Origin of the sequence: Rhizobium sp. Leaf453 (assembly GCF_001425605.1) — a bacterium.
Lineage (GTDB): Bacteria > Pseudomonadota > Alphaproteobacteria > Rhizobiales > Rhizobiaceae > Pararhizobium.
Window position 1 is genome coordinate 192,627 of the sequence record NZ_LMRG01000012.1, and the last position, 24,477, is coordinate 217,103.

Annotated in this window: 23 protein-coding genes; 10 read left to right on the top strand and 13 right to left on the bottom strand. The window is 62.3% G+C overall.

Annotation, left to right across the window (positions count from 1 at the left end):
- Positions 1 to 38: 38 nt before the first annotated feature.
- A complete protein-coding gene (modA, locus tag ASG68_RS14455; RefSeq protein ID WP_062583868.1) occupies positions 39 to 833 on the bottom strand; it encodes a molybdate ABC transporter substrate-binding protein in 795 nt (264 codons plus the stop codon).
- A gap of 186 nt (positions 834 to 1,019) precedes the next feature.
- On the opposite strand from modA, the gene ung reads away from it, so the two are divergent.
- Positions 1,020 to 1,715 (top strand): uracil-DNA glycosylase, encoded by a 696-nt coding sequence (gene ung, locus ASG68_RS14460; RefSeq protein WP_062584041.1) that lies wholly within the window; start codon positions 1,020 to 1,022, stop codon positions 1,713 to 1,715.
- Between the two features lie 5 nt (positions 1,716 to 1,720).
- Here the strand turns inward: ung and ASG68_RS14465 are convergent, their stop codons facing one another.
- The 3 genes from ASG68_RS14465 to ASG68_RS14475 all read right to left on the bottom strand — a co-directional run bounded on the left by ASG68_RS14465 (position 1,721) and on the right by ASG68_RS14475 (position 5,843).
- Complete coding sequence (locus tag ASG68_RS14465) at positions 1,721 to 2,629, bottom strand: DMT family transporter (RefSeq protein ID WP_062584042.1); 909 nt, start codon at positions 2,627 to 2,629, stop codon at positions 1,721 to 1,723.
- Between the two features lie 122 nt (positions 2,630 to 2,751).
- A complete protein-coding gene (locus tag ASG68_RS14470) occupies positions 2,752 to 4,080 on the bottom strand; it encodes an HlyD family type I secretion periplasmic adaptor subunit (RefSeq protein WP_062583869.1) in 1,329 nt (442 codons plus the stop codon).
- On the bottom strand, positions 4,077 to 5,843 hold the full coding sequence (locus tag ASG68_RS14475) for a type I secretion system permease/ATPase (protein WP_062583870.1): 1,767 nt from the start codon (positions 5,841 to 5,843) through the stop codon (positions 4,077 to 4,079). Before ASG68_RS14475 ends, ASG68_RS14470 begins: the two co-directional genes overlap by 4 nt.
- A gap of 371 nt (positions 5,844 to 6,214) precedes the next feature.
- On the opposite strand from ASG68_RS14475, the gene cobF reads away from it, so the two are divergent.
- The 5 genes from cobF to ASG68_RS14500 all read left to right on the top strand — a co-directional run bounded on the left by cobF (position 6,215) and on the right by ASG68_RS14500 (position 10,647).
- Complete coding sequence (cobF, locus tag ASG68_RS14480; RefSeq protein ID WP_062583871.1) at positions 6,215 to 6,985, top strand: precorrin-6A synthase (deacetylating); 771 nt, start codon at positions 6,215 to 6,217, stop codon at positions 6,983 to 6,985.
- A 149-nt stretch (positions 6,986 to 7,134) separates the two neighbouring features.
- A complete protein-coding gene (gene cobG / locus ASG68_RS14485) occupies positions 7,135 to 8,517 on the top strand; it encodes a precorrin-3B synthase (protein ID WP_062583872.1) in 1,383 nt (460 codons plus the stop codon).
- Positions 8,518 to 8,519: 2 nt separating this feature from the next.
- Positions 8,520 to 9,152 carry a precorrin-8X methylmutase gene (locus tag ASG68_RS14490; protein ID WP_062583873.1) on the top strand — a complete coding sequence of 211 codons (633 nt, stop codon included), beginning with the start codon at positions 8,520 to 8,522 and terminating at the stop codon, positions 9,150 to 9,152.
- Complete coding sequence (locus ASG68_RS14495; RefSeq protein ID WP_062583874.1) at positions 9,149 to 9,886, top strand: precorrin-2 C(20)-methyltransferase; 738 nt, start codon at positions 9,149 to 9,151, stop codon at positions 9,884 to 9,886. The genes ASG68_RS14490 and ASG68_RS14495 overlap by 4 nt, the downstream gene beginning before the upstream one ends.
- On the top strand, positions 9,883 to 10,647 hold the full coding sequence (locus ASG68_RS14500) for a precorrin-3B C(17)-methyltransferase (protein ID WP_062583875.1): 765 nt from the start codon (positions 9,883 to 9,885) through the stop codon (positions 10,645 to 10,647). The genes ASG68_RS14495 and ASG68_RS14500 overlap by 4 nt, the downstream gene beginning before the upstream one ends.
- Here ASG68_RS14500 and ASG68_RS14505 read toward each other — a convergent pair.
- The gene (locus ASG68_RS14505) at positions 10,611 to 11,381 is read right to left on the bottom strand and encodes a cobalt-precorrin-6A reductase (RefSeq protein WP_062583876.1); all 771 of its coding nucleotides are present in this window, start codon (positions 11,379 to 11,381) and stop codon (positions 10,611 to 10,613) included. The two genes, ASG68_RS14500 and ASG68_RS14505, sit on opposite strands and share 37 nt — an antisense overlap.
- Here ASG68_RS14505 and ASG68_RS14510 point away from each other — a divergent pair.
- Both ASG68_RS14510 and cobM read left to right on the top strand, forming a co-directional pair.
- Positions 11,380 to 12,621, top strand: coding sequence for a bifunctional cobalt-precorrin-7 (C(5))-methyltransferase/cobalt-precorrin-6B (C(15))-methyltransferase (locus ASG68_RS14510; protein ID WP_062583877.1), 1,242 nt, complete (start codon positions 11,380 to 11,382; stop codon positions 12,619 to 12,621). The genes ASG68_RS14505 and ASG68_RS14510 overlap by 2 nt on opposite strands.
- A gap of 25 nt (positions 12,622 to 12,646) precedes the next feature.
- The gene (cobM, locus tag ASG68_RS14515; protein ID WP_062583878.1) at positions 12,647 to 13,411 is read left to right on the top strand and encodes a precorrin-4 C(11)-methyltransferase; all 765 of its coding nucleotides are present in this window, start codon (positions 12,647 to 12,649) and stop codon (positions 13,409 to 13,411) included.
- 6 nt (positions 13,412 to 13,417) lie between these two features.
- On the opposite strand, the gene mnhG is transcribed toward cobM, so the two are convergent.
- From mnhG to ASG68_RS14545, 6 genes are read right to left on the bottom strand one after another with little or no spacing between them, the layout of a single operon-like run.
- Positions 13,418 to 13,798, bottom strand: a complete 381-nt coding sequence (gene mnhG, locus ASG68_RS14520; RefSeq protein ID WP_062583879.1) for a monovalent cation/H(+) antiporter subunit G — start codon at positions 13,796 to 13,798, stop codon at positions 13,418 to 13,420.
- Complete coding sequence (locus tag ASG68_RS14525; RefSeq protein WP_062583880.1) at positions 13,795 to 14,076, bottom strand: K+/H+ antiporter subunit F; 282 nt, start codon at positions 14,074 to 14,076, stop codon at positions 13,795 to 13,797. The genes mnhG and ASG68_RS14525 overlap by 4 nt, the downstream gene beginning before the upstream one ends.
- On the bottom strand, positions 14,073 to 14,561 hold the full coding sequence (locus tag ASG68_RS14530) for a Na+/H+ antiporter subunit E (protein ID WP_062583881.1): 489 nt from the start codon (positions 14,559 to 14,561) through the stop codon (positions 14,073 to 14,075). The genes ASG68_RS14525 and ASG68_RS14530 overlap by 4 nt, the downstream gene beginning before the upstream one ends.
- Complete coding sequence (locus ASG68_RS14535; RefSeq protein WP_082478439.1) at positions 14,561 to 16,213, bottom strand: monovalent cation/H+ antiporter subunit D; 1,653 nt, start codon at positions 16,211 to 16,213, stop codon at positions 14,561 to 14,563. The genes ASG68_RS14530 and ASG68_RS14535 overlap by 1 nt, the downstream gene beginning before the upstream one ends.
- Positions 16,194 to 16,529 carry a Na+/H+ antiporter subunit C gene (locus ASG68_RS14540; protein ID WP_062583883.1) on the bottom strand — a complete coding sequence of 112 codons (336 nt, stop codon included), beginning with the start codon at positions 16,527 to 16,529 and terminating at the stop codon, positions 16,194 to 16,196. The genes ASG68_RS14535 and ASG68_RS14540 overlap by 20 nt, the downstream gene beginning before the upstream one ends.
- Positions 16,529 to 19,438, bottom strand: a complete 2,910-nt coding sequence (locus ASG68_RS14545; RefSeq protein WP_062583884.1) for a monovalent cation/H+ antiporter subunit A — start codon at positions 19,436 to 19,438, stop codon at positions 16,529 to 16,531. Before ASG68_RS14545 ends, ASG68_RS14540 begins: the two co-directional genes overlap by 1 nt.
- Positions 19,439 to 19,843: 405 nt before the next feature.
- On the opposite strand from ASG68_RS14545, the gene ASG68_RS14550 reads away from it, so the two are divergent.
- Together ASG68_RS14550 and ASG68_RS14555 are read left to right on the top strand one after the other, a co-directional pair.
- Positions 19,844 to 20,557, top strand: a complete 714-nt coding sequence (locus ASG68_RS14550) for a response regulator (protein WP_062584043.1) — start codon at positions 19,844 to 19,846, stop codon at positions 20,555 to 20,557.
- Between the two features lie 2 nt (positions 20,558 to 20,559).
- Positions 20,560 to 21,813, top strand: a complete 1,254-nt coding sequence (locus ASG68_RS14555; protein WP_062583885.1) for an ATP-binding protein — start codon at positions 20,560 to 20,562, stop codon at positions 21,811 to 21,813.
- A 410-nt stretch (positions 21,814 to 22,223) separates the two neighbouring features.
- Here ASG68_RS14555 and ASG68_RS14560 read toward each other — a convergent pair whose 3' ends face one another.
- Together ASG68_RS14560 and ASG68_RS14565 are read right to left on the bottom strand one after the other, a co-directional pair.
- Positions 22,224 to 23,660, bottom strand: a complete 1,437-nt coding sequence (locus tag ASG68_RS14560) for an efflux transporter outer membrane subunit (protein ID WP_082478440.1) — start codon at positions 23,658 to 23,660, stop codon at positions 22,224 to 22,226.
- 438 nt (positions 23,661 to 24,098) lie between these two features.
- On the bottom strand, positions 24,099 to 24,443 hold the full coding sequence (locus ASG68_RS14565; protein ID WP_062583886.1) for a hypothetical protein: 345 nt from the start codon (positions 24,441 to 24,443) through the stop codon (positions 24,099 to 24,101).
- Positions 24,444 to 24,477: the final 34 nt, after the last annotated feature.

The following is a 24,477-nucleotide window of genomic DNA, read 5'->3' on the forward strand; positions in this document are numbered from 1 at the left end:
ATGCGCTCCATCCGCTCCCGGATAGAGCGCGCCACGTCTTATTTCAGGATGGTGAAGCCCTGAGCTTCGAACAGGGCCGCAGCCTTGGCCGATTTGACGAAATCGACATAGGCGGCCGCATCAGGGTTCTTGCTGTCGGCGGTGACGGCGATCGGATAGACGATCGGCGGGTGGGTGTCTTCGGGGAAGGTGCCCACGATCTTCACGCCTTTGTCGGCCGCAGCGTCCGTCTGGTAGACGATGCCGAGGGGAGCTTCGCCCTTGGAAACGAGCAGCAGGGCCGCGCGGACGTTTTCAGCGCCGGCCACATCCTTCTCGACGGAGGACCAGACGCCGAGCTTTTCCAGCGCCGCCTTGCCGTATTTGCCGGCCGGAACGGAATCGACGGCGCCCATGGCGAGTTTTCCGCCGCCGAGCAGGCCCTTCAGGTCGAAGCCTTCCTTGATCTCGACAGCCGCGGCATCGGGCTTGCCGGCAACCAGAACGATGCGGTTGCCCAGCAGGTTGGCGCGGGTGTCGTCCTTGATCAGCTTCTTTTCAGCGACATAATCCATCCAGGCGAGGTCGGCCGAGATGAAGACGTCAGCCGGTGCGCCGGATTCGATCTGCTTGGCGAGTGCCGAGCTTGCAGCATAGGAAACCGTGGTTTCCTTGCCGGCTTCCTTCTGCCATTCGGCATTGACGGCATCGAGTGCGTTTTTCAGGCTGGCCGCGGCAAAGACCGTGATCTTCTCGGCGGCTGCGGCCGGCTGGGCGAGCGGCATGCCGCCGACCCACAGAGCGAGCGCGGCTGCGCCCAGGAATTTCAGCAAGGTTCGACGTTCAGTGCGCATGCGGGTCCCCCATCGGTTTCGAGATATCCCTTTAGATATAACGGCGTATCGTAATTGGCCAGCGCTATATTCATGAAAATATATTGAAATTCATTCATGGCCAGTCCGGTATTGCCGCTTGTCTTGCCGGTACTCGACGTTAAATTCGGCCTCCGACGAGGATTGAACGAGGGACTGCGCCGCGCCATGGAATCGACTGTCAAACTCGAGGAAAGCTGGAAAGCGGCGCTCGCATCGGAATTTTCGAGCCCTTACATGGCGGCGCTGAAGCAGTTCCTCGTCGATGAGAAACACAACGGCAAACAGATCTTCCCGAAGGGTACGGAGTATTTTCGCGCGCTGGACCTGACGCCACTGGACAAGGTGCGTGTGGTCATCCTCGGGCAGGATCCCTATCACGGCGACGGCCAGGCGCATGGCCTGTCCTTCAGCGTCAAACCAGGCGTCCGCTCACCGCCTTCCCTGGTGAACATCTACAAGGAACTGCAGAGTGACCTCAGCATCCCGCCCGCCCGTCATGGCTTTCTAGAAAGCTGGGCGAAGCAGGGTATTTTGCTGCTCAACAGCGTGCTGACCGTGGAGCGTTCCATGGCCGCCTCCCATCAGGGCAAGGGATGGGAGAAGTTCACCGACGCGATTATTCGGGCCATCAACGAGCAGGAACACCCCGTCGTCTTCATCCTGTGGGGCTCTTATGCGCAGAAGAAGGCGGCCTTTGTCGATCAATCCCGCCATCTGGTCATCCGCTCGCCGCATCCGTCGCCATTGTCGGCGCATAACGGCTTCTTCGGCAGCAAGCCGTTTTCGAAGGCGAACGATTTCCTGACTTCCAAGGGGCGCAAGCCGATCGATTGGACCTTGCCGGCCAATCCGGCCGCCTGACGGGTTCAGGTCAGCGTCTGCGAGGATGGAGGCTCGGGCTTGCGGGCATTGCGCCGGGCGACCACGCTTTCGCGCCAGACGGTGAAGATGCCGGCGCCGACGACGATGGCCGAACCGGCGATCATGTTGAGATTCAGGGTCTCGCCGAAGATGGAAACGCCGATGATCGAGGCGAACACAAGCTGCAGATAGGTCAGCGGCTGGACCTCCGATGCATCCAGCAGTTCATAGGCCTTGATGAGCGCGAAGTGGCTGCTCGTCCCGGTGATGCAGAGCATCAGCATCCAGCCCCAATCCTGCGGCGCAAGCGCTGTCCAATAAAATGGCCCGACGAGCGTGATGGCCACCGCGCCCGCGACGCCCGTGTAGAAGAAGCTGGTGATCGAGGGATCGTCTCGGCTGACCAGCCGGGTCGCGATCACATAGACAGCGAAGTTGAGGGCGGCCAAGATCGGCACCAGCAATTTGACGTCGAACCCGCTGTCCTCCGGCTTGAGGATCAGCAAGACGCCAAGCATGCCGACGATGATCGCCGTCCAGCGGCGCCAGCCGACGCGCTCCCCCAGGAGTGGCATGGCGAGCAGCGCTACCAGAATCGGTCCGGCCGAAAAGATTGCCTGCGAGTGGGCCAGCCCGACTGTCGCGAAGGAAATAGTGACGATCACAATCTGTCCCGCCAGAAGGACACCGCGCATGATTTGCAGCGCTGGCCGTTTGGTGACGGCTGCGGCGCGGAGCCCTCCGCGCGACCGGGCGGCTAGAATGATCGCAAAGCTTGCAAACGCCCAGTACCGGATCATCGTGATGAAGATGGGCGGATAGAGGCTGCCGAGATGTTTGGAGATCGCGTCCTGTATCGAGAAGATCACGAGGGCAGTCAGGACGAAGATATAGCCGGTGCGCTTGGAGGTCATGAAGCGGTCATACACCCATGCATGTACCGCGCCACGCTATTCTTGCGGCGCAGCAATCTTTGTTGCTTTCCGGCGTTTTATGGCAACACGCGCGGCCCGAAAGCCACGCGTATAATGATGGATCACTCTTCGCGGAAGGTCCGCGCCATCTGCTCGGTCAGCGGCTTTGCCAGGTAGGAAAGCACGGTGCGGTCGGCGATCTTGATATAGACCTCCGCCGGCATGCCCGGATAGAGCGTCAGGCTTTTCAACGCTGCCAGACTTTCCGGCTTCGGCTTGATGCGCAGCGGATAGTAGGTCACGCCGCTCCGCTGGTCGGTGACTAGGTCGGGCGCAATCGTGACCACCTCGGCATCGACGATCGGTGTCGTGCGTTGGTTGAAGGCGCTGAAGCGGATCTCGACTGGCTGACCGAGGCGAATCTGGTCGATATCGTGCGTGGCGATCTTGGCTTCCACGGTCAGGGTGTCCGCGCCGGGAACGACGAGCATCAGCACTTCGCCGGGGTTGATCACGCCGTTCACCGTGTGCACGGCCAGCTGGTAGATCCTGCCGTCCAGCGGCGCGCGGATATCGATGCGCTTCAACTGGTCCATGGCGGCGATGCGGCGATCCTCGTATTCGGCGATCTTGCCCTCGACGTCCGTCAGTTCCTTGGCGTTTTCGGTGCGGCGATCCTCGTCGAGCTGCAGGATCTGCAGGTCGATCTCGCTGGATTTGCCGGCCGACTGGGCACGCGCCGCGATGCGGGCGCCGCGGTCGCCTTCCAGCTGGGCGCGGTCGCGCTTCAGTTCGGTCAGGCGCTGCATGGAAACGAGACCCTGGCCGTAGAGCTTGTCGAGACCGGCCAGTTCTTCACCGATCAGCTTCAGGGCGTCCTCGATGGCGGCGAGCTGGACGGTGAGGCCCTTGGCCTCATCGGCGAGCTGCTCCTTGCGGGATGCGAGCTGGCTCTTCATGCCGGCCAATGCATTCTTGCGGCTCATGAACAGCTTGCGTTCGCTCTCTTCCAGAATCTCGCCCGGCGTGCTTGTGCCGGAGGTGAGCGCGCTCAGGTCTTCCGGAATGGTGAAATCTTCGGATCCGAGCTGCTCGGCCAGCAGGCGCGCACGGCGGGCATAGAGCTGTGCCAGCGTGTTCTGCACGATCGAAAGGTTTGCGCGAACGGTGGTGCCGTCGAGCTTGATCAGGATCTGGCCAGCCTTGACAGCATCGCCTTCCTTGACGAGCACTTCACCGACAATGCCGCCCGTCAGATGCTGGATCTTCTTGACGTTGTTTTCCACCACTACAGTGCCGCCGGCAACGACGGCACTCGACAATTCGGTGGTTGTCGCCCAGCCGCCGACACCGACGACCAGAGCCAGTGCGAGAACCGAGACGGCGGTGATGTGGCGGCCCAGCGAGCGTCCGGAGTTCAAGGGCTTGGCGTCCGAGGTTTGGTCGGTCACGAGTTGGACTCCTGTCCTTCGCCCACGACCTTCAACGGTGCCGGGCTGGTAATCTGCGGCTGGCGGTTTTCCTTGCGCAGGATCTGCGAAAGGACCTCTTCCTTCGGTCCGAAGGCCTGCATGCGGCCTTCGTTCATCATCATCACCATATCGACGGCGGCGAGCGCGCTGGGACGATGGGCGATGACGATGACCATGCCATTACGGTTGCGGACACTCATGATCGCTTCGCTAAGCGCCTGTTCACCCTCGGCATCGAGGTTCGAGTTCGGCTCGTCGAGAACGACCAGGAAGGGGTTTCCATAGAGCGCTCGGGCGAGCGCCACGCGCTGCCGCTGACCGGCTGACAAGGCCGCACCGCCTTCGCCGATTTCGGTTTCATAACCGTTCGGCAGCTTGAGAATCAGATCGTTGACCCGCGCGGCGCGCGCCGCTTCGACGATGCTTTCAGCCGAGGCATTCTCGCTGAAGCGGGCGATGTTCTGCGCCACGGTGCCGGCGAAGAGTTCGACGTCCTGCGGCAGATAGCCGATATGACGGCCGAGCCTGTCTCCGTCCCACTGGTCGAGTGCCGCGCCGTCGAGGCGCACCGAGCCCCTGAACGATGGCCAGATGCCGATCAGCGCACGGGCGAGCGACGACTTGCCGGATGCACTCGGGCCGATGATGCCGAGCGCACTGCCCGCCTTGAGCGTGAAATTGACCTCGGCGAAGGTCAGGCGTTGTGCGCCGGGAGGGCCGCCGGCGAGCGCTTCGGCGGAGAGCCGGTCCCGGGGAGCCGGAAGTTCCAGCGGCGCATCACGCTCGGGCAGGGCCTTCAGCAGGTCCTTGAGGCGCTGCCAGCTCTGGCGGCAGGCGACATAGCCGCGCCAGTTGCCGATGGCGAGTTCCACCGGGGCAAGCGCGCGGGCGGTCAGGATAGAGCCGGCGATGATGATGCCCGGCGAAGCCAGGCCCTCGATCACCAGCACCGCGCCTGTTGCCAGCACGGCCGATTGCAGGGCCATGCGGAACACCTTCGACAATGCTCCATAGCCGTTGCCGACGTCCGAGGTCTTGCGGTTCTGTTCACGGTAATTGTTGTTGCGCAGGTCCCAGAGCTGCGACATGCGACCGAGCATGCCCATGGCTTGCATGACTTCGGCATTGCGCTGCGAGGCCTGGGCGAAGGCATTGCGGTGGTTGCCCGCCTCGGACGCCTTTTTGGACGGACCTTGCGTTCCGCTGTTCGTCAGGAAGGTCAGCGCGATCAGGATCAGCGAGCCGATGACCGCGACATAGCCGATCCAAGGATGGAACATGAAGCAGATGCCGATATAGAACGGCAGCCATGGTAGATCGAAGAATGCCGCCGGGCCGGTGCCGGAGAGGAACGACCGCACCTGGTCGAAATCGCGCAGCGCCTGCAGGCCGTCGCCCTGGGTGCGCAGTTTCAGCGGGGCCTGGACGATGCTGCGGTAGATGCGCGCGCTCATGGCCTCGTCCAGCGAGCCGGCGATGCGAACGAGCATGCGGCCGCGCACCATTTCGAAGGCACCCTGGAAGGCGTAGAGCAGAAGGGCTAGAGCGCAAAGCGCGATCAGCGACGGAATGCTGCGGCTCGGCAGAACGCGGTCATACACTTCCAGCATGAAGAAGGAGCCGGTCAGGTAGAGGATGTTGACAAGGGCGCTGGCGATGAAGACGCCGATGAAGGCAGCTTTGCATCGCCACAATGCCTCGGCCGGATCCGATGCGCTTACCTTGTTTTTCGAATTGTTCATCACTGTAGAGGCCCTCGCGAGACGCATTCCGTCTCAAATGCACCAACGTGCTGTAATTTCTCTAAAGCCGCATTACCTGGGGGTCTGTCACCTGGGAAACATGCCGTTTGCGCCACCCGTTTCGGGAATCTGCGCGTATGTATATGAATTTTGCGACCTCATAGTGGAAAGCCCTGATTATTGCCACGGTTTCTTTGCTGAGTCATAAAAATATTTATCGTGTTTAACCGGATACTTGGTGGCTCCAGTTTAGTGCGAAATGCCGGTTGGCGGCATCGCTGTTTGCAAATGCGCCATGCCGGAAACGAGCCGCTCTTGCATCGGCTGCGCCAATCGGCCAAAGACGCAGGATTATCCGAGAAAGCCATGACATGAAGACCGTTCTGATCGTCGGCATAGGTGCCGGAAACCCCGAACACATGACGGTGCAGGCGATCAATGCCTTGAACCGGGCCGACGTGCTTTTCATTCCCCGCAAGGGCGACGAAAAGGTGCAGCTTGCCGATATCCGGCGCAACATCGTGTCGCTCTACGTTACCCGGCCGGATAGCCGTACCGTCGAGTTCGACATTCCCGTGCGCAAGACGGCGGATCGCTCTTACCACCAGAGCGTCGACGAATGGCATGCGGCGATCGCTTCGGCTTATGAGCGGCTGCTGTCCGAGGAACTGGCCGAGGGCCAAACCGCCGCCTTCCTCGTCTGGGGCGACCCGATGCTCTATGACAGCACGATCCGCATCGTCGAGCGTGTGCGTGCGATGGATAACGTGGTGTTCGACTATTCCGTCATTCCCGGCATCACCAGCGTTCAGGCACTAGCGGCCAGCCACCGCATCCCGCTCAATCTCGTCGGCAAGCCGGTGGAGATCACCACCGGCCGGCGTCTTGCGGAAAGTTTTCCCGGCCGCGTCGAAACCGCTGTCGTGATGCTCGATGGCGAGCAGGCCTTCATGGCGATCGAGGATCCCGATGCGCGCATCTATTGGGGCGCCTATCTCGGGACAAGCCAGGAGATCGTCATCTCGGGTCGACTGGCGGACGTGAAAGACGACATCCTCCGAACCCGGGCTGAAGCCCGCGCCCGCCATGGCTGGATCATGGATATCTATCTCCTGCAGAAGGGTTGCGACTTCGAGGAATAGCGAACGGTGCGGCCTTTCGCGTCAGGCCTGTTCGCAACAGGACATGGCGGTCGGGTTTCTGGTGCTATAGGATAGGCTTGGGACATGCGGGTGCTCCATATCGGGAGGACGCTGACAGCATCCCGAGGACCGGAGATACATCGCCTGCAATGACGACCTGCATCGCACCAGCCGAGACCCTTACCAGTGCCGCGCATCTGGCGGCGATGCGCCGTGGCGCCTGTCCGTCGCTGACGGCGCCGATGATTACGGGTGATGGGCTGCTGGCGCGTCTGCGCCCGGCGGGCGAGGGGCTCAGCCTGCACGAACTCGGCGATATCGCCGATGCGGCGGCGGCCTGCGGTAACGGCATCCTTGAAGTCACTGCACGGGGCAATCTCCAGATTCGCGGGCTGACGAGCGAGACCGTGCCGATGCTGGCCGGCCGGATCGCCGATGCCGGCATCGAAACGGCCGATGGGCTGGCGATCGAGGTCCCGCCTCTTGCCGGTTTCGATCCGTCCGAAATCGCCGATCCGCGACCGCTTGTCGATGCAGTGAGGGCTTCGCTGGCGACGTACGTTCCTGCACTGTCACTTGCGCCGAAACTCTCCATCATCATCGATGGCGGCGGGCGTCTGAACCTGGGCGCTGTCACGGCCGATATTCGCGCTCAGGCCATTCAGGCCGATGGCCGCGTTCGATGGCTGCTTTCCGTGGCCGGAACGGCATCCTCGGCCCGGCCGGTCGCTTTGATCGAAGGCAACGCGGTCGTTTCCTCGGTTGTCGAAATCCTCGAAATGCTTGCGGCCATCGGGCCGTTCGCGCGGGCGAAGGAACTCGACGTCGCCATGCTGCGCCGGCGTTTTTCATTCGATTCCGGCACGGCCGTGCAACATCTGCCCGCGCACGGTTTCGTCGGTGTCCACGATTTTGGCGACCGCGGCACTGTGCTTGGTGTCGGTCTCGCCTTCGGGCAGATCCAGGCCGATAATCTCAAGGCCTTTCTGCAGGCGATCGCCATTCTCGGCGCGACCGACATTCGGCTGGCTCCGGGCCATGGCGTGCTGGTGATGGGTATTGGTCGTGAATGCATCGCAGCCGCTCAGGCGCTGGCACTCGGGCATGGCCTCCGGGCCTTTCCGGGCGATCCGCGCAACCATATCGCGGCCTGTGCCGGGATCGGTGCCTGCGCTTCCTCACGTATCGATACGCGCGGCGCTGCCCGCATGCTGGTCGAGGCGGCACCCTCGTTGCTGGATGGTTCGATAACCGTGCATGTGTCCGGCTGCGCCAAGGGCTGCGCCAAGGGCTGCGCCAAGCCATCCGTATCCCCGCTGACGATCACGGCTGCGCCAATAGGCTATGGGCTTGTCGTAAATGGCCCAGCCTCTGCCGCACCAAACGCCTACATCGAAGAAAACAACATAAGAAACGCGATCGGACAGCTCGACCGGCTGGTGCGCGAAGGCAGGCGGGCTGGCGAATCGGCCCGTTCCTGCCTTACACGGCTGGGAGCGGATGTGATCACGGCCGCGGTTCAACAGGGATAGAGATGCCTGAATACGATTATATCCGGGATGGCGACGCCATCTATGAGCGTTCGTTTGCCATCATTCGCAGCGAAGCAGACCTGTCCCGCTTTTCCGAGGAAGAAGCCGATCTCGCCGTTCGCATGGTGCATGCCTGCGGGCTGGTGGATGCCGCGCGGTTCTTCGAGTTCTCGCCCGGTTTCGTCGGTGCTGCCCGCCAGGCCTTGAAGGGCGGCGCGCCGATCTTCTGCGATGCCTACATGGTATCGCACGGCATTACCCGTGCGCGCCTTCCGGCCGACAATGACGTCATCTGCACATTGCGCGATCCGCAGACCGCCGAGATCGCCCGTGCGGTCGGCAATACCCGTTCGGCTGCGGCCCTGAAACTGTGGGTCGAGCGTCTGGCAGGCTCCGTCGTTGCCATTGGCAATGCGCCGACAGCCTTGTTCTTCCTGCTCGAATTGCTGCGTGACGGCGCGCCAAAACCGGCGGCGATCATCGGCATGCCCGTCGGTTTCGTCGGGGCGGCCGAGTCCAAGGATGCGCTGGCCGAAAATTCCTATGGCGTTCCCTATGCCATCGTGCGTGGCCGTCTCGGCGGCAGCGCCATGACCGCCGCCGCCGTCAATTCGCTGGCGAGGCCGGGTCTTTGAGCGCGGCATTGCAAGGAAAACTGATCGGCGTCGGCACCGGTCCCGGTGATCCGGAGCTTCTGACCGTCAAGGCCGTGCGTGCGCTCGAAAAGGCCGACGTGCTCGCCTATTTCGCCAAGGAGGGCCGACGCGGCAACGGTCGGGCTGTGGTCGATGGTCTGCTGAAGCCGGGTCTGATTGAGTTGCCACTCTATTATCCGGTGACCGTCGAGATCGACAAGGATCACGACGATTACAAAAGCCAGATCACCGGCTTCTACGATGCGTCCGCCGCCGCTGTCGCCGCGCATCTGGAGGCCGGCCGGACGGTCGCCATCCTCAGCGAGGGCGATCCGATGTTCTATGGTTCCTACATGCACCTGCATGTGCGGCTTGCGGGACGCTTCCCGACCGAGGTCATCCCCGGCATCACCGCCATGTCCGGCTGCTGGTCGCTGGCCGGTCTGCCGATCGTTCAGGGCGATGACGTGCTCTCCGTGCTTCCCGGCACGATGGCGGAGGCGCAGCTTGTGCGCCGTCTCGGCGATACGGAAGCCGCCGTGATCATGAAGGTCGGCCGCAATCTGCCGAAGATCCGTCGGGCGCTCGCGGCCTCCGGCAAGCTGGATCGCGCCGTCTATGTCGAGCGCGGCACGATGGCGAATTCCGCGATGATCCCGCTGGCGGAAAAGGGTGATGATATCGCGCCCTATTTCTCGCTGGTTCTGGTTCCGGGCTGGAAGGAACGGCCATGAGCGGCACGCTTTATGTCATCGGCACCGGACCCGGCGGCCCCCAGCAGATGACCCCGGAAGCGGCCGATGCCGTTTCGAAATCGACGGATTTCCTCGGCTACTTCCCCTATCTTGACCGCTTGTCGTTGCGGCCGGACCAGAACAGGATTGCCTCGGACAACCGCGAGGAACTCGACCGCGCACAGGCGGCACTCGTTCGTGCCGCAAGCGGCGTCAATGTCTGCGTCGTCTCCGGTGGCGATCCCGGCGTCTTTGCCATGGCGGCTGCCGTCTGCGAGGCGATCGACAACGGACCGGATGAATGGCGCTCCATTGATCTGGTCATCCTGCCGGGCGTCACCGCCATGCTTGCGGTCGCTGCCCGCATTGGTGCGCCGCTTGGTCACGATTTCTGCGCCATTTCGCTGTCGGATAATCTTAAGCCCTGGGATGTCATCACCCGTCGCCTGAAGCTGGTGGCGGAAGCCGGGCTGGTGATCGCGCTCTACAATCCGATCAGCAAAGCGCGTCCCTGGCAGCTTGAGGAGGCCTTCGAGCTTTTGCGTTCGGTTCTTCCTGCCGAAACGCCTGTTATCTTCGGCCGCGCCGCCGGTCGTCCCGATGAGCGCATGCTCGTCATGCCGCTCGGCACAGCGGATGCGCAGAAGGCCGACATGGCGACCTGCGTCATTATCGGTTCGCCGGAAACACGTATCGTTGCCCGTCCGGGCAAGTCGGATCTGGTCTATACGCCACGGTTTATTTCAGGGGAGAAAAGGTGATCGACGAGGCCGAGCGCGTCTTCGACGGTATGCGCCGTGCTGATCTCGGCCGGTTTCTGGCGCTCGACCATGATCACCTCGATGCCCAGCTGCCGCGCGGCCGCGATCTTGCCATAGGTCGCGGCGCCGCCGCTGTTCTTGGCGACGATCACCTCGACCTTGTTCCGCTCCAGAAGGTCGCGCTCGGCTTGCTCCTCGAAAGGGCCGGTGGCGAGAATGTAGCTGGCATCGGGAACATTCAGCGGCGGATCGACGGGATCGACGCTGCGGATGATGTATCGATGCTGCGGGGCATTGTTGAAATGGAACGCTTCTTGTCGGCCGATGGCAAGGAACACGCTGCGGGGCGCGGCGCCGAGCGCTGGCACCGCTTCGGCAATCGTGGACACGCGGGTCCAGCGGTCACCGGATTGCTGCTGCCAGACGGGGCGGCGGAGCGCGAAAAAGGCGATGCCAGTCGCGCGCGCGGCGATCACCGAATTTTGCGAAATTCGCGCGGCGAAGGGATGCGTTGCATCGATCAGCAGATCGAATTTTTCCTCGGTCAGGAACGCGGCAAGACCGTCGCTGCCGCCGAAACCACCGCTGCGCACCGGGACCGGCTGGGCCATCGGTTCGGCCGTACGGCCCGCCAGCGACAGCAGCAGATTGCAATCCGCGCGCTGCGACAGGGCGGCCGCCAGTTGCCGCGCTTCCGTGGTGCCGCCAAGGATCAGGATACGGTGTCTGCGCATGGGTAACGGTCAGGCCTTTTCGTCCGGCGGAAACGCGCCCTGGCTGACGATCATCGGCCTGGGTGAAGACGGTTTAGCGAGTCTCGGTGATGAGGCCAAGCATTGCATTGCCGAGGCCTCGATCGTCTTCGGTGGCATCCGCCATCTGGAGCTTGCCGCCTCGCTGATCAAGGGTGAGAAACATGCTTGGCTGAGCCCGTTCGAGCGGTCGGTCGAGGCGGTCATTGCAGCGCGCGGAACGCCGGTCGTGGTGCTCGCGTCAGGCGACCCCTTCTTCTTCGGCGTCGGCGTCACGCTCGCCCGGCGGATAGACCGTGCCGAAATGCGCGTTCTTCCGGCACCATCCTCGTTCAGCCTCGCCGCTTCCCGCCTCGGCTGGGCGCTGCAGGATACGGTGACCGTCTCGTTGCATGGACGGCCTCTGGATCTGATCCGCCCCCATCTGCAGCCCGGCAGCCGCATTCTTGCGCTGACGTCGGATGAGAACGGCCCGGCGGCACTTGCCACGCTTCTGTCGGAGAGCGGCTTCGGCCAGTCCCGACTGATGGTCCTTGAGGCGCTGGGCGGCCCGCAGGAGCGGGTCACGTCGCAACTCGCATCCGAGTTTTCGCTGGCGCAAGTGAATTCGCTGAATGTCTGCGCCGTCGAGGTTGTCGCCGAGGCAACGGCCCGTGTTCTGCCTTTGGCCGCAGGTCTGGACGATAGCCTGTTCGAGCATGACGGCCAGATCACCAAGCGCGAGATCCGGGCGCTGACATTGTCGGCGCTTGCCCCCCGGCGTGGCGAACTGCTCTGGGATATCGGTGCTGGTTCGGGTTCGATCGGCATCGAATGGATGCTGCTCGATCCGGCCATGCGGGCCATTGCCATTGAAGGATCGCCGGAGCGGGCTGAGCGGATCGGGCGTAATGCCGCGCAGTTCGGCGTTCCCGGCCTGACAGTTGTTCAGGGGACGGCACCAGCCGCACTCACCGGCTTACCCCGCCCCGACGTCATCTTCATCGGCGGGGGCGGCAGCGAGGCGGGCGTCATGGATGCCGCGATCGCGGCGCTGTCATCTGGCGGACGGCTCGTCGCCAATGCCGTTACCACCGAGATGGAAGCCGTGCTATTGGCCCATCATTTGCGGCTGGGTGGCTCGCTCACCCGGATCGATATCGCCCGGGCATCGCCGGTTGGCGCCATGACGGGCTGGCGTCCGGCCATGCCGGTGACGCAATGGTCATGGGTCAAGCCGTGACATTGGAATTTTAGAAGGAACGATCATGACCGTCCATTTCATCGGCGCTGGCCCCGGAGCCGCAGACCTGATCACCGTTCGCGGCCGAGACCTGATCGCGCGCTGCCCGGTCTGCCTCTATGCCGGCTCGATCGTGTCTCCCGAACTGCTTCAATATTGTCCGGAAGGCGCCCGCATCGTCGATACCGCGCCAATGTCGCTGGACGAGATCGAGGCTGAATATGTCAAGGCGGCTGAGGCCGGAGAGGACGTCGCCCGGCTGCATTCCGGCGATCTATCGGTCTGGAGCGCCGTCGCCGAACAGATCCGGCGGCTGGAAAAGCACGGGCTGGATTATACGATGACGCCGGGCGTCCCCGCTTTTGCCGCCGCAGCGTCGGCGCTCGGCCGCGAACTGACCATTCCCGCCGTCGCCCAAAGCCTCGTCCTGACCCGGGTTTCCGGCCGCGCCTCGCCGATGCCGAATGCCGAAACGCTGGTCGGTTTCGGCGCGACCGGCGCAACGCTCGCGATCCATCTGGCGATCCATGCGCTCGGTCAGGTGGTCGAGGATCTGACGCCGCTCTACGGTGCCGATTGCCCGGTCGCGATCGTCGTCAAGGCATCCTGGCCGGATGAGCGGGTGGTGCGCGGCACGCTCGGCGATATCGAGGCCAAGGTGGCGGCCGAACCCATCGAACGCACGGCCCTTATCTTTGTCGGCAGGACACTCGGCGCCACCGATTTCCGCGAGAGCTCACTCTATGACGCCGCCTATCAGCGTCGGTTCCGCGGGCGTGACGGGCTATAACGTCCGTCAGATATCCATCCCCGTCGTATCGGTCTGTTGTCCCGCTGCCTTGCGCGGTACCCCGTCGTTTTCTTCGATCCGGTCGCGATAAAGCGCGGATTGGCCGAGCAGCATCAGTGTCACCGGCGTCGTCACAACAACGAAGACGATGATCAGGATCTCGTGGACGATCCAGCGGTTCTGCAACACGGCAAAGGTAATCATCGAGGCAAGGCAGATCAGGATGATGCCGGCGCTCGCGCCGAGTGTCGGGGCGTGCAGGCGTCCATAGAAGGTCTTCAGCCGGATCAGGCCCAGAGAGCCGATCAGTGTGATGCCGGAACCCAGAAGCAAAAGGATGCAAACCGGAATGGCCGCCCAGGCCGGAAGATCGGTCAGATGGCTCATTCGATTACCTCGCCGCGCATCAGGAACTTGGCAAAGGCGATCGACGACACGAAACCGAGCAGCGCGATGATCAGGGCTGCCTCGAAATAGATCGTGTTGGCCGTGCGGATGCCGAAGGTGAGCAGAAGCAGCATCGCATTGATGTAAAGCGCATCGAGACCGAGGATACGATCCTGCGCCCGAGGTCCACGGACCATGCGAAACAGTGCGCAGCCCATGGCGAGGCTCAGCAGGATTTGCGAGGCCAGAATCGACCAGATGATGAAGAGTTCGCTCATTCGAAGATCTCCTTCAGCGGGGCTTCATAGCGCGTCTTGATCAGCTTGGCCCAGTTGTCACCGTTCTCGAGATCGAGGACATGTAACAGGAGCACGCCGGTCTGACGGTCGAACTCGACCCAGGCGGTGCCAGGTGTCGCGGTCAGGATGCAGGCCAGGATCGCTAGCGCGTTCTCATCCTTGAGACCGATATCGATGCGGACGAAGCCGGAGTTTGCCGGCTGTGTCCGGGCGCGCAGGATGACCCGCATCACGGCGATATTGGAACGCAGGACATCGACCGCAACATGTCCTGCCAGAGTGAAGATGCGATTGAAAGTTTTCAGCTTCGCCTTGTCAGGCTGCAGGTTCACTGTCACCCAGGCGAACGAGATGCCGAGGATGCTGCCCAGGATGACCTGGCCCGGCGAAAAGGACTGGTTGACCAGCAGCCAGAGTACGAGCAGCGCAAGGGAGAGAAGCGGGTAGGGGAACCAATAGCGCATCAGTTCGCCCCCGTCTCACCGGCACGCGGCGCCGACATGACCCGGCCGATATAGTTCTGTGGCTGTGAAAGCGCTTTCGCCGTCGCATCCATGTAGCGCATGGCCGGACCCGCCTGCAGGCTCAGGAGGACGCAGGCTGTCAGAAGCAGGAGAACGGGCGTGATCTCGATGAGGTAGACGCGCGGGATCGTGCCTTCGATCGACGTCCAGAAGGTGCGGATACCGACGCGGTTCATCGCGATCATCGCCGCCAGCCCCGAGAGGATCAGCAGGCTGACATAGGTCCATTCCGCCCCCGAGATCGGAGCCTCTGCGCCAAGTCCGCCGGGATTGAACAGCCCGTTCAGCATCGCAAACTTTGCGAGAAAGCCGGAGAGCGGCGGCAGGCCGGAAAACAGGATGGCGCAGGTACAGAAGCAGAGGCCAAGCACCGCCATGGTGCCGGGCACGGCAACGCCGATCTCCTTTTCCTCCTCGTTCTCGTCGATATCGCCATAGGCTTCCATCGTGACAGCCAGAACGTCGGCGCCGGCATCGCGGGCGCGCTCGACCAGTTCGATCAGGAGGAAAAAGGCGCAGGTCGTGAGCGTCGAGCTGACGAGATAGAACAGCGCACCGCCGATCACGGTGCCGTTGCCCAGTCCGATGGCCGCCAGCAGCGTACCGGAGGACACCAGCACGCAATAGCCTGCAAGCCGTCCCATGGCCTGAGAGGCCAGCACGCCGATGGCGCCGAAACCGATCGTCAGCAGGCCGCCATAGAGAAGGACGGATTGCCCGAAGCCGGCGGAGATGCCGGCGTCGCCGCCGAACAGCAGCATGGAAAGCCGCAACAGAATGTAGACGCCGACCTTGGTCAGGATCGCGAAGATCGCGGCCACCGGCGGGGTCGCCGCCGAATAGGTGGCCGGCAGCCAGAAGCCAAGCGGCCACATGCCAGCCTTGACGAGAAAGGCGATGCCGAGAATGGCTGCTCCTGCTTCCATCAGCATGCGGCTTTCGGGGCCGACGGTGGTGATTCTCAGCCCCAGATCGGCCATGTTCAGCGTGCCGGTCGCGCCGTAGATCAGGCTGACGCCGATCAAAAACAGAGAGGACGCCGCAAGGTTGATCGCGATGTAATGCAGCCCCGCCTTGACGCGCACCATGCCGGAACCGTGCAGCAGCAACCCGTAAGAGGCAGCAAGCATCATCTCGAAGAAGACGAAAAGATTGAACAGGTCGCCGGTCAGGAAGGCACCGTTGACACCGGCCAGCATCAACTGGAGCAGCGAATGGAAATGATGGCCCGCGCGATGCCATTTCGCCATCGAAAACATCTGCGTCGCGATCATGAGCACGGCGGTCAAGACCAGCATCAGCGCCGACAGGCGATCCAGCACCAGGACGATGCCGAATGGCGCTGGCCAGTTGCCAAGCAGATAGACACCGGTGCCCGGCGTGCCCACGGGCGCATTCGCGGCTGCTCGCATGAGCAACACGCTGATGATGAAGACCACGAGGGTCGATCCGAAGGCGATTACGCCCTTCAGTGTCCGGTTGCGCTCATCCACAGGTATCAGGCCAGCTGCGGTGATTATCGGCAGCAGGATCGGCAGGATGATCAGATGTTGAATCCAGTTCATCCCGTCGCTACTCCCTTCCGTCCACATGGTCGGTGCCGGTGAGGCCGCGCGAGGCGAGCAACACGACGAGGAAGAGCGCCGTCATGGCAAAGCCGATGACGATTGCCGTGAGAACCAGCGCCTGCGGGATCGGATCGGTATGGGTCAGCAAACCGCCGGCGCCACCCTTCTCGACGATCGGCGGCGCGTTCACCCGTAGCCGTCCCATGCCGAAGATGAAGAGGTTGACCGCATAGGACAGCAGCGACAGGCCGATGATGACCTGATAGGTACGCGGCCGGAAGAGCAGCCAGACACCCGAAGCCGTGAGGACACCAATACCAGCCGAGAGCACGAGTTCCATCAGGCGTTCTCCTTCGCGGCCATTTTCGCAGCCCGCATCTGGGCGCGGGGGGCGCGCACGGACTGGTGCGCGAGTGCGATCAGGATCAGGACGGTCGCTCCCAGGACCAGTGCAAATACGCCGAGATCAAACAGGATGGCGGTGGCCAGCGGTATTTTGCCCAGCACCGGCAGGGAGGCATACTGCGCGTGCGAGGTCAGGAATGGATAGCCGAACAACCACGAGCCGAGGCCGGTGGCGGTGGCAACCAGCAGCCCGATCGCCATCCAGCGCAGCGGATGGATCCGAAGTCGTTCCTCGACCCAGCGGGTGCCGCCCGCCATGTATTGCAGGATGAAGGCGATCGACATGGCGATACCGGCCGCAAAGCCGCCACCCGGCAGGTCATGCCCGCGGAAGAACAGGAAGGCGGCCAGCATGCCGATGACCGGGAACATCCAGCGCATGATGACGGAAGGCACCAACAGGTACTCTGCGATACTGTCGCCCTTCTTGCGGTCGGGATGATCGTCGTCGAAGGCGTTCTGCACGCGCTGCTGCTCCGGTGTTTCCAGGCTCTCGGTGGCCGGGCGGAAGCGCAGTAGCAGCGCGAAGACGGTCAGCGCGACGATGCAGAGAACTGCGATTTCGCCCAGCGTGTCGAAGCCACGGAAGTCGACGAGGATGACGTTGACGACATTGGTGCCGCCGCCCTCGCTATAGGCGCGCTCGAGGAAGTAGCTGGAGATGGTTTCCGGCAGTTCGCGCGTCATCACCGTGTAGGAGATCAGCATCATGCCGATGCCGGCGAAGACGGCGGTCGCGAGGTCGCGCAGGCGGCGCAGACGCGTGGAGATCGTCATCAGTTCCGGATCGTCGGGATTTTCGATTCGCTTTGGCAGCCACCGCAAGCCCAGCAAAATCAGCACGGTCGTGACGATTTCGACGAGAAGCTGGGTGGCCGCAAGGTCCGGCGCGGAGAGCCAGACGAAGGTGAGGCAGGTCACCAGGCCCGCGCCGCCGAGCAGAACGAGTGCCGCCAGCCGGTGGAATTTCGCCTGATAGGCGGCACCGATGGCGCAGATCATGCCGATCAGCCAGATCAGCGCGAAGGCGGGATCGATGCTGCGGAAGGCGATAGCGGCCGGCTTGAAACCTTGCAGCAGCAGCGTGACTGCGGCAGCAACCAGAGCAACGGCGACCAGGATGCGCATCTGCGGCTGCAGGCGGCGGGTGCCGGCGCGCATTTCGATCGATCGCGCCCATTTCCATGAAAGCGTAACCAGCACCCGCTCGAAAATACGCTGGCCTTCAAGGCGACGGAAGAAGGGCGGGCCTTCGATGCTGGTCGTGAGATAGGGCTTCATCACCAGGAATAACCCGACGCCGCAGACAAGTGCGATGAGGCTCATGAACAGTGGCAAGTTCCAGCCGTGCCAGACGGCGAGACTGTAGACCGGGGTAGCAATGCCGAGCACTGACTGGACGGCGGTATGCAGGAACGGGCCGATGGTCAGCGCCGGGATGACGCCGACGACAAGGCAGGAGAAGACGAGGAAATAGATCGGCGCAAGCATCCAGTGCGGCGGCTCGTGCGGCACCTTCGGCAGGTCCTGCGGCGGCGGCCCGAAGAAGACGCTGTGGATGAAGCGGATCGAATAGGTCACCGCGAACATGCTGGCGATGGTCGCCACATAGGGCGTCAGCGTGTCCAGGATGTTGTATTTGTGGGTTTCGATCGCCTCGGCAAAGAACATTTCCTTCGACAGGAAGCCATTGAGCAGCGGCACGCCCGCCATCGATGCACTCGCGACCATGGCGAGCGTCGCGGTGATCGGCATGTAGCGGAAGAGACCGCTTAATCGCCGCATGTCGCGCGTGCCGGTTTCATGGTCGATGATCCCCGCCGCCATGAACAGCGAAGCCTTGAAGGTCGCATGGTTCATGGTGTGGAAGATCGCAGCGACCGCCGCGAGCGGGCTACCGAGGCTGAGCAGGACTGTGATCAGGCCGAGATGGCTGATGGTCGAATAGGCCAGCAGCCCCTTCAGGTCCTGCTGGAAGATCGCGAAATAGGCGCCGAGTAACAGGGTGGTCAGCCCTGCGAGGCCGACAATCCAGAACCATTCGTCGGTTCCGGCCATGACCGGCCAGAGCCGGGTCAGCAGAAAGACGCCGGCTTTGACCAGGGTCGCCGAATGCAGATAGGCCGAAACCGGCGTCGGCGCCGCCATCGCATGCGGCAACCAGAAATGAAACGGAAACTGCGCGCTCTTGGTCAGCACCCCAAGCAGGATCAGGATCAGCACTGTCGTGTAAAGCGGATGGTCGCGGATCACGTTGCCGGAGGAGAGGACTACATCGAGATCATAGCTGCCGACGATATGGCCGATCAGCATCAGGCCGACAAACATGCACAGACCGCCCGTGCCGGTGACGGTCAGCGCCATGCGTGCGCCGTCGCGGGCGTTGGCATTGTGATGCCAGTAGCCGATCAGCAGGAAGGAGATAATGCTGGTCAGTTCCCAGAAGATGGCGAGCAGTATGAGGTTTCCGGAAAGAACCACGCCGAGCATGGCGCCCATGAAGGCGAGGAACAGCGCGAAGAAGCGCGGCACGGGGTCGCTCGCCGACATGTAGTAGCGTGCGTAGATCACCACGAGCAGGCCGATCGCTGCGACCAGGCTCGCGAACATCCACGCGAATCCGTCCATTCGCAGCGTCAGGTTGAGCCCGAGTTCCGGCAGCCATGCCGCATCGTAACGAAGGGGCGTGCCCGACGAAATGACGGTGTAGAGGCCGGCGGAGATGACGAGGCAGAGCAGCGCGATCGAACCTGCGAGCCACGCGGCAGCAGTGCCCTTTTGCGTCGGAATACAGATTGCAGCGAGGCTCCCTGCGAATGGTGCAAGGACCAGAATCAAAAGCAATGTCGCTGCGGTTTCTATCTGCCCGTTCCCTAAATCTTTCCACCTGAAAAGGACCGCAGAGGTCCGCGAAGGTTTTGCCGTTGCCACATCGTGACAGGCACCCAAATTGCATCGAAGAACGACACATGGGCATATGTTTTTATGTCTGCTTTCCTCCGCGATGCCAACCCGCCGAAGCGATAAAAAACGCCTGCTGCGGCAATTCGGTCCACCGTTTGTATTGAGAACGGAATCCGCGGCTTTTACCACTGCCTGCCGGGTGTCGGTGTCTTCCGGAAATATTCAGGCATCATTTTTGTAACGAAATGTAAGTGGCCAATATCAGGAAATGTTTCGACACGGAAAACGCGCGATGGGAGCCGGTGGATTGCGTGCGTTTTGACCCGGTACTGGTATAAATGGACCATGGACACAACACCGCACATTCTGGTCGTCGATGACGACCCTGAAATTCGCCGCCTGCTCGGAAAGTATCTCGACGGGCAAGGCTTTCGCGTCAGCCTGGCTGGAAGCCGAGGGGAATGCGAAGCAAAGCTCGCCGAACTGAAGATCGACCTGCTCGTTCTTGATGTCATGCTGCCAGATGGGTCGGGGCTCGATCTGTGCCGGGCCTTGCGCGGTCGCATGCCGCAGCTGTCGGTCATCCTGCTGACCGCGTTGAAGGAAGATGTCGACCGGATCATCGGGCTCGAATTCGGTGCCGATGATTATCTCGGCAAGCCGTTCAATCCACGCGAATTGGCCGCCCGCATCCGGGCCGTCCTCCGGCGCGGCAAGAGCGAGCCACAACCTGCCGGCAGCCGCCAATATGTCTTTGCCAATTATGTCGCCGATATCGAAAGCCGGACGCTCGTCGCGCCGGACGGCAGTTCGGTCGATCTGACGGGTGGCGAGTTCGAATTGCTGATGGTCTTCCTGCAGCGTCCGGGTCGCGTCCTGTCACGCGATTCGTTGCTGGACCTGACGCAGGGGCGCACGGCCGATCCCTTCGACCGTTCGATCGACATTCTCGTCAGCCGTCTTCGCCGCAAGCTGGGCGATGCCAGTGTCTTCAACATGCTGAAGACCGTCCGCAACAAGGGGTACCAGCTGGCCGTTCCCGTCGAACGGAGCAATTAGCCATGTGGTCCCTGCGCACCCGGTTCACCGCGCTCCTGGTCATCTCCGTCGTGCTGGTCCTCGTGGTCGCCGCCTTCGTCACGGCAACGCTTGTGCGCAAGCCGCCGGAAGCCATGTTCGATCGAGTTTTGGCGGAAAAGGCCGAACTCGCCGTCATGCTGCTGCGCGCGGACCCTGCAGCGGCAGAGGCGATGAATATTCCGATTCGGCCTGAGCCCGGCAAGGATCGCATCGATCAGGAACGGACGGACAGCCTGATGGTGGAGGCGCGGCGCCTCGGTTACAAGTCCGATTCCGTCGTCCTCAAAAGTTTCAACATGCACGCCAAGGATATTGCCGTGCGGCTCGATGATGGCCGTTGGGCCTTCCTCGATTTTCCAGGCCCTGGGCCGTTCCCCTATCTGCCGCTTGCCTTCTATCTGGCGCTGGTCGCCGTGGGCATGGCCGGTATCTCCGCCTATGTCAGCAATGTCATGATGCGGCCGTTGCGTTTGCTCGACGAGACCATTGCCAAGATCCGGCCCGATGGCATCATTCCCGAGCTGCCGGAAACCGGCCCGGTGGAGGTGCGCACGACGGCAAAGACCATCAATCGGCTGGCGACGCGTCTCAACGCAGCGGTTTCGAGCCGCATGCGCATGATTGCGGCCGCCGGCCATGACATGCGCACGCCGATGACACGCATGCGTCTGCGGGCGGAATTCGTCGGTGACGGCGAGGACCGGCAGTCCTGGCTGAAGGATCTCGACGAACTCGATCATATCGCCGACAGCGCCATCCGGCTGGTCCGGGAGGAAGTCAGCCCTGCAGCGCGCGAAAAGGTGGCGCTGGATGTGGTCCTGAAATCCGTCGCCGACGAAATCCGCGAGACTGACCTGCCGGTCGAGCAGGGCTCTGTGTTGCGCGCCGATGTCAAGGGTTCGCCCTTCGCGTTGAAACGTGCGGTGCGTAATCTGGTCATCAATGCCGCGACGCATGGGCTCGGCGCTCGCGTCTCTCTGTCCAATACAGGCGAGGAAGCCATTCTGACCATCCGTGATAGCGGCCCCGGCATTCCGCAGGAGTTGCTCGACCGCGTGTTCGAGCCCTTCTTCCGGGTTGACGAGGCGCGTCGGCAGCTGGTGCCCGGCGCGGGCCTTGGCCTCGCCATTTCCCGCGAGATCATCGAGAACCATGGCGGCACGATCACCATCGTCAACCGTCGCGAAGGCGGCCTGATCCAGACCGTTCGTCTGCCGCTTTGCGCTGCTGCATAGGCTTGATCTTCCTTCCGTCATCTCTGTGCTTGTCACAGAGATCCAGCCAGCTCAAGTCTTTGAGCTGAAAGAGTCTTTTGACCCGACGGACGTCGGGTCGCTGGATACTCGCCACAAGGGCGAGTATGACGGAGAGTGGGGTGCCACGTCGTCAAACAATCAGTTTAGGGTGTCAGCAGACCGGCTGCAGTATGCATGGCCGGACGGGCGGAAACCAACCGCAGTCAACTGTTGCAGATGTTGGCTGGCAGGTGGGTATCGATAGGTGCGCAACCTGTGGCCCTCGTTATCCGATAGCCTTCACACATTGGATTATCAACGCCCAATCCGGGCACAAAAAAACGCGGCAGGTTGAACCTGTCGCGTTTTTTATCTTGTGCAAACCCGCCATCTGCTGACGGGCCTATGTGTTATTTCTTGGCAACTTCGACGACCGGCTGAGTGTCGCCAATGCTTGAGCCGCCGCCGATGGCGACGTTCAGAGCCACGTAGTTGTTGGAGAGGTTGCGGATGCTGGCTGCCAGCGCGATGCGCGAGTTGGCCAGGTTGCGTTCCGCATCCAGTACATCGAGCAGCGAAGTGGCGCCGCCCTTGTAGCTTTCACGCGAAAGGCCGAGGGCCTGTTCGTAGGACGTGACAACTTTGCGCAGGGCGGCGACCGTCTGGTAGTTGTTGCGGAGGGCGACGAGTGCGTTCTCGACTTCCTCGACCGCATTCAGCACGGTCTGCTTCCAGGCGAGGTACTGCTGCTGCGCGCCGGACTTGGCGACGTCGACATTGGCCTTCAGGCGGCCGCCGTTGAAGATCGGCAGGTTCAGGCTCGGGCCGAACGACCAGCTGCCGAGACCACCGGTGGCCGCAGAGGCGATGATCCGCGAACCGTCGATCGTGCCGGAGAGGCTGAGGCTCGGATAGAGTTGCGCCTCGGCCACGCCGATTGCCGCCGTTGCAGCAGCCAGCTGGCGTTCAGCACGGCGGATGTCGGGGCGGAACCGGATGAGATCGGCAGGTACGCCGATCTTGGTGTTGTAGCGCGGTGTCGGCTGCGCGCCGCCGCGGCCAAGGCCCGCGGTGACTGTCGTTGCCGGCAGGCCGAGCAGGGTGGCGATATGGTTGGCCGCCTGGTTGAAGCCGGTCTGGTAGCCGGGCAGTTCGGCGAGGGTCGTGTTGACCAGACCTTCGGCCTGCACGACGTCGAGGCTGGAGGCTGCACCGGCCGCCTTGATGTCGTTGGTCAGCTTCAGGGTCTCGCGCCGCGATGCCAGGCTCTGCAGTTGCAGCGCATAGGCTTCCTGATTGTATCGTGCCTCGATGTAAGACGTCGTCAGATCCGACAGATAGGCCAGACGGGCGACATTGACGTCGGCATAGGCTGCATCGAGCGAGGCGGTGGCCGATTCCTTGGCGCGACGATACTGACCGAACAGGTCGATCAGCCAGGATGCATCGCCGCCGGCGGCGAGCGTCTTGGTTTCGGTATGGTCTCGCCCGGTATTGTTGCGAAGGTACGAGCCGTCCTGACCCTGTGCAGTTGCTGAACCGCCGGCATTGATCTCCGGCAAGCCACCAGCTGCGGCGGTGATCACGTTGGCGCGAGCCTCCATGATGCGCTCAATCGACTGCTGGACATCAAGGTTTTCATCCATGCCCTGGGCGACGAGGCCGTTCAGCTTCTTGTCGCGGAAGGCTTCCCACCAGGGGTTCAGCGTCACATCGTTGGATGCTGCCTTGTCGCCCGCCGAAAATTTGGCCGGCAGTGCTGCGTCCGGCGACTGATAATCGGGGCCGACAACACAGCCGGAAAGAAGAAGCAGGCTCAAGGGAAGGAGCGCTTTAACAATTTTCATCTGGGTCCCCATCCGGCACCGTCACGCGCCGGTAACAAACGATTCACTTTTTTCGTCTTTAACACTTTATGCGCCGCATGCGAGGGGACAATGCAAAGATGGGGGTTCAAAACGAACATCCCCAGGATTGGTGTTTCCCAAGTGCCACGGCTTGGATGTCACATCCGGAATTTCAAGGGTGGAGACGAAAATTTCCCGATACTTCATTTAGGTTTGCCGGCCGGTCATCCGTCATTCGCGGAATGACGGCCGATCAGACCATCTACAGCCGCCACATGTCTGGCGTTTGTCGGGTGCGTGTCGATTTGTTTCTGAGGGCCCTCAATGTTGGGGCGGTACGAGCGATGCCGGGCTCCGGCAATCATTGCCAGAGGTGGCCGGATCGCTCACTGATATGCGGTCGAGCTTGTCATCTGCCCTTATAGAACTATGCGACGCTCAGACCCAGATTTCGCGGTTCCCGAACTCTTCACCATCCTCGAAATTGCGGGTGCCAACCAGCGAAGCCGGTTCCTGCTGGCCGCTCTGGCCGTTTGCTGCAGCCTGCTGCTGTGCTTGCGCCTTGCGGGCTTCGCTGGCCTCCAGCGCGTTCAGCTTGGCCTGCAACTGGGCGATTTCCTCGTTGATCTCCGCCTTGTCCTCGTCGGTCTTGGCGTCCTCCAGTTCGGTCTGCTTCGCCTGAAGCTGAGATTCCAGCGACGCGATCTGCGCCGCGCTGCTGCCGGTGCCTGTTGTCGTGGTCAATGTCGAGAGAGCCGAGCTGCCTGAAACTGCTCCAACCATTTTGAATCCTTTGCGTTTTCGTTTCGGAACGATG

What these genes read in the sequence shown, in the direction of transcription:
- ASG68_RS14555 (WP_062583885.1), top strand. Translation starts at nt 20,560, where the DNA reads ATGTGGTCCCTGCGCACCCGGTTCACCGCGCTCCTGGTCATCTCCGTC.
- ASG68_RS14475 (WP_062583870.1), bottom strand. Translation starts at nt 5,843, where the DNA reads ATGAACAATTCGAAAAACAAGGTAAGCGCATCGGATCCGGCCGAGGCA.
- ASG68_RS14550 (WP_062584043.1), top strand. Translation starts at nt 19,844, where the DNA reads ATGGACACAACACCGCACATTCTGGTCGTCGATGACGACCCTGAAATT.
- ung (WP_062584041.1), top strand. Translation starts at nt 1,020, where the DNA reads ATGGAATCGACTGTCAAACTCGAGGAAAGCTGGAAAGCGGCGCTCGCA.
- ASG68_RS14500 (WP_062583875.1), top strand. Translation starts at nt 9,883, where the DNA reads ATGAGCGGCACGCTTTATGTCATCGGCACCGGACCCGGCGGCCCCCAG.
- ASG68_RS14560 (WP_082478440.1), bottom strand. Translation starts at nt 23,660, where the DNA reads ATGAAAATTGTTAAAGCGCTCCTTCCCTTGAGCCTGCTTCTTCTTTCC.
- ASG68_RS14510 (WP_062583877.1), top strand. Translation starts at nt 11,380, where the DNA reads ATGGGTAACGGTCAGGCCTTTTCGTCCGGCGGAAACGCGCCCTGGCTG.
- ASG68_RS14535 (WP_082478439.1), bottom strand. Translation starts at nt 16,213, where the DNA reads ATGTGGACGGAAGGGAGTAGCGACGGGATGAACTGGATTCAACATCTG.
- modA (WP_062583868.1), bottom strand. Translation starts at nt 833, where the DNA reads ATGCGCACTGAACGTCGAACCTTGCTGAAATTCCTGGGCGCAGCCGCG.
- mnhG (WP_062583879.1), bottom strand. Translation starts at nt 13,798, where the DNA reads ATGAGCCATCTGACCGATCTTCCGGCCTGGGCGGCCATTCCGGTTTGC.
- ASG68_RS14525 (WP_062583880.1), bottom strand. Translation starts at nt 14,076, where the DNA reads ATGAGCGAACTCTTCATCATCTGGTCGATTCTGGCCTCGCAAATCCTG.
- ASG68_RS14565 (WP_062583886.1), bottom strand. Translation starts at nt 24,443, where the DNA reads ATGGTTGGAGCAGTTTCAGGCAGCTCGGCTCTCTCGACATTGACCACG.
- cobM (WP_062583878.1), top strand. Translation starts at nt 12,647, where the DNA reads ATGACCGTCCATTTCATCGGCGCTGGCCCCGGAGCCGCAGACCTGATC.
- ASG68_RS14505 (WP_062583876.1), bottom strand. Translation starts at nt 11,381, where the DNA reads ATGCGCAGACACCGTATCCTGATCCTTGGCGGCACCACGGAAGCGCGG.
- ASG68_RS14465 (WP_062584042.1), bottom strand. Translation starts at nt 2,629, where the DNA reads ATGACCTCCAAGCGCACCGGCTATATCTTCGTCCTGACTGCCCTCGTG.
- cobG (WP_062583872.1), top strand. Translation starts at nt 7,135, where the DNA reads ATGACGACCTGCATCGCACCAGCCGAGACCCTTACCAGTGCCGCGCAT.
- ASG68_RS14490 (WP_062583873.1), top strand. Translation starts at nt 8,520, where the DNA reads ATGCCTGAATACGATTATATCCGGGATGGCGACGCCATCTATGAGCGT.
- cobF (WP_062583871.1), top strand. Translation starts at nt 6,215, where the DNA reads ATGAAGACCGTTCTGATCGTCGGCATAGGTGCCGGAAACCCCGAACAC.
- ASG68_RS14540 (WP_062583883.1), bottom strand. Translation starts at nt 16,529, where the DNA reads ATGGAACTCGTGCTCTCGGCTGGTATTGGTGTCCTCACGGCTTCGGGT.
- ASG68_RS14530 (WP_062583881.1), bottom strand. Translation starts at nt 14,561, where the DNA reads ATGCGCTATTGGTTCCCCTACCCGCTTCTCTCCCTTGCGCTGCTCGTA.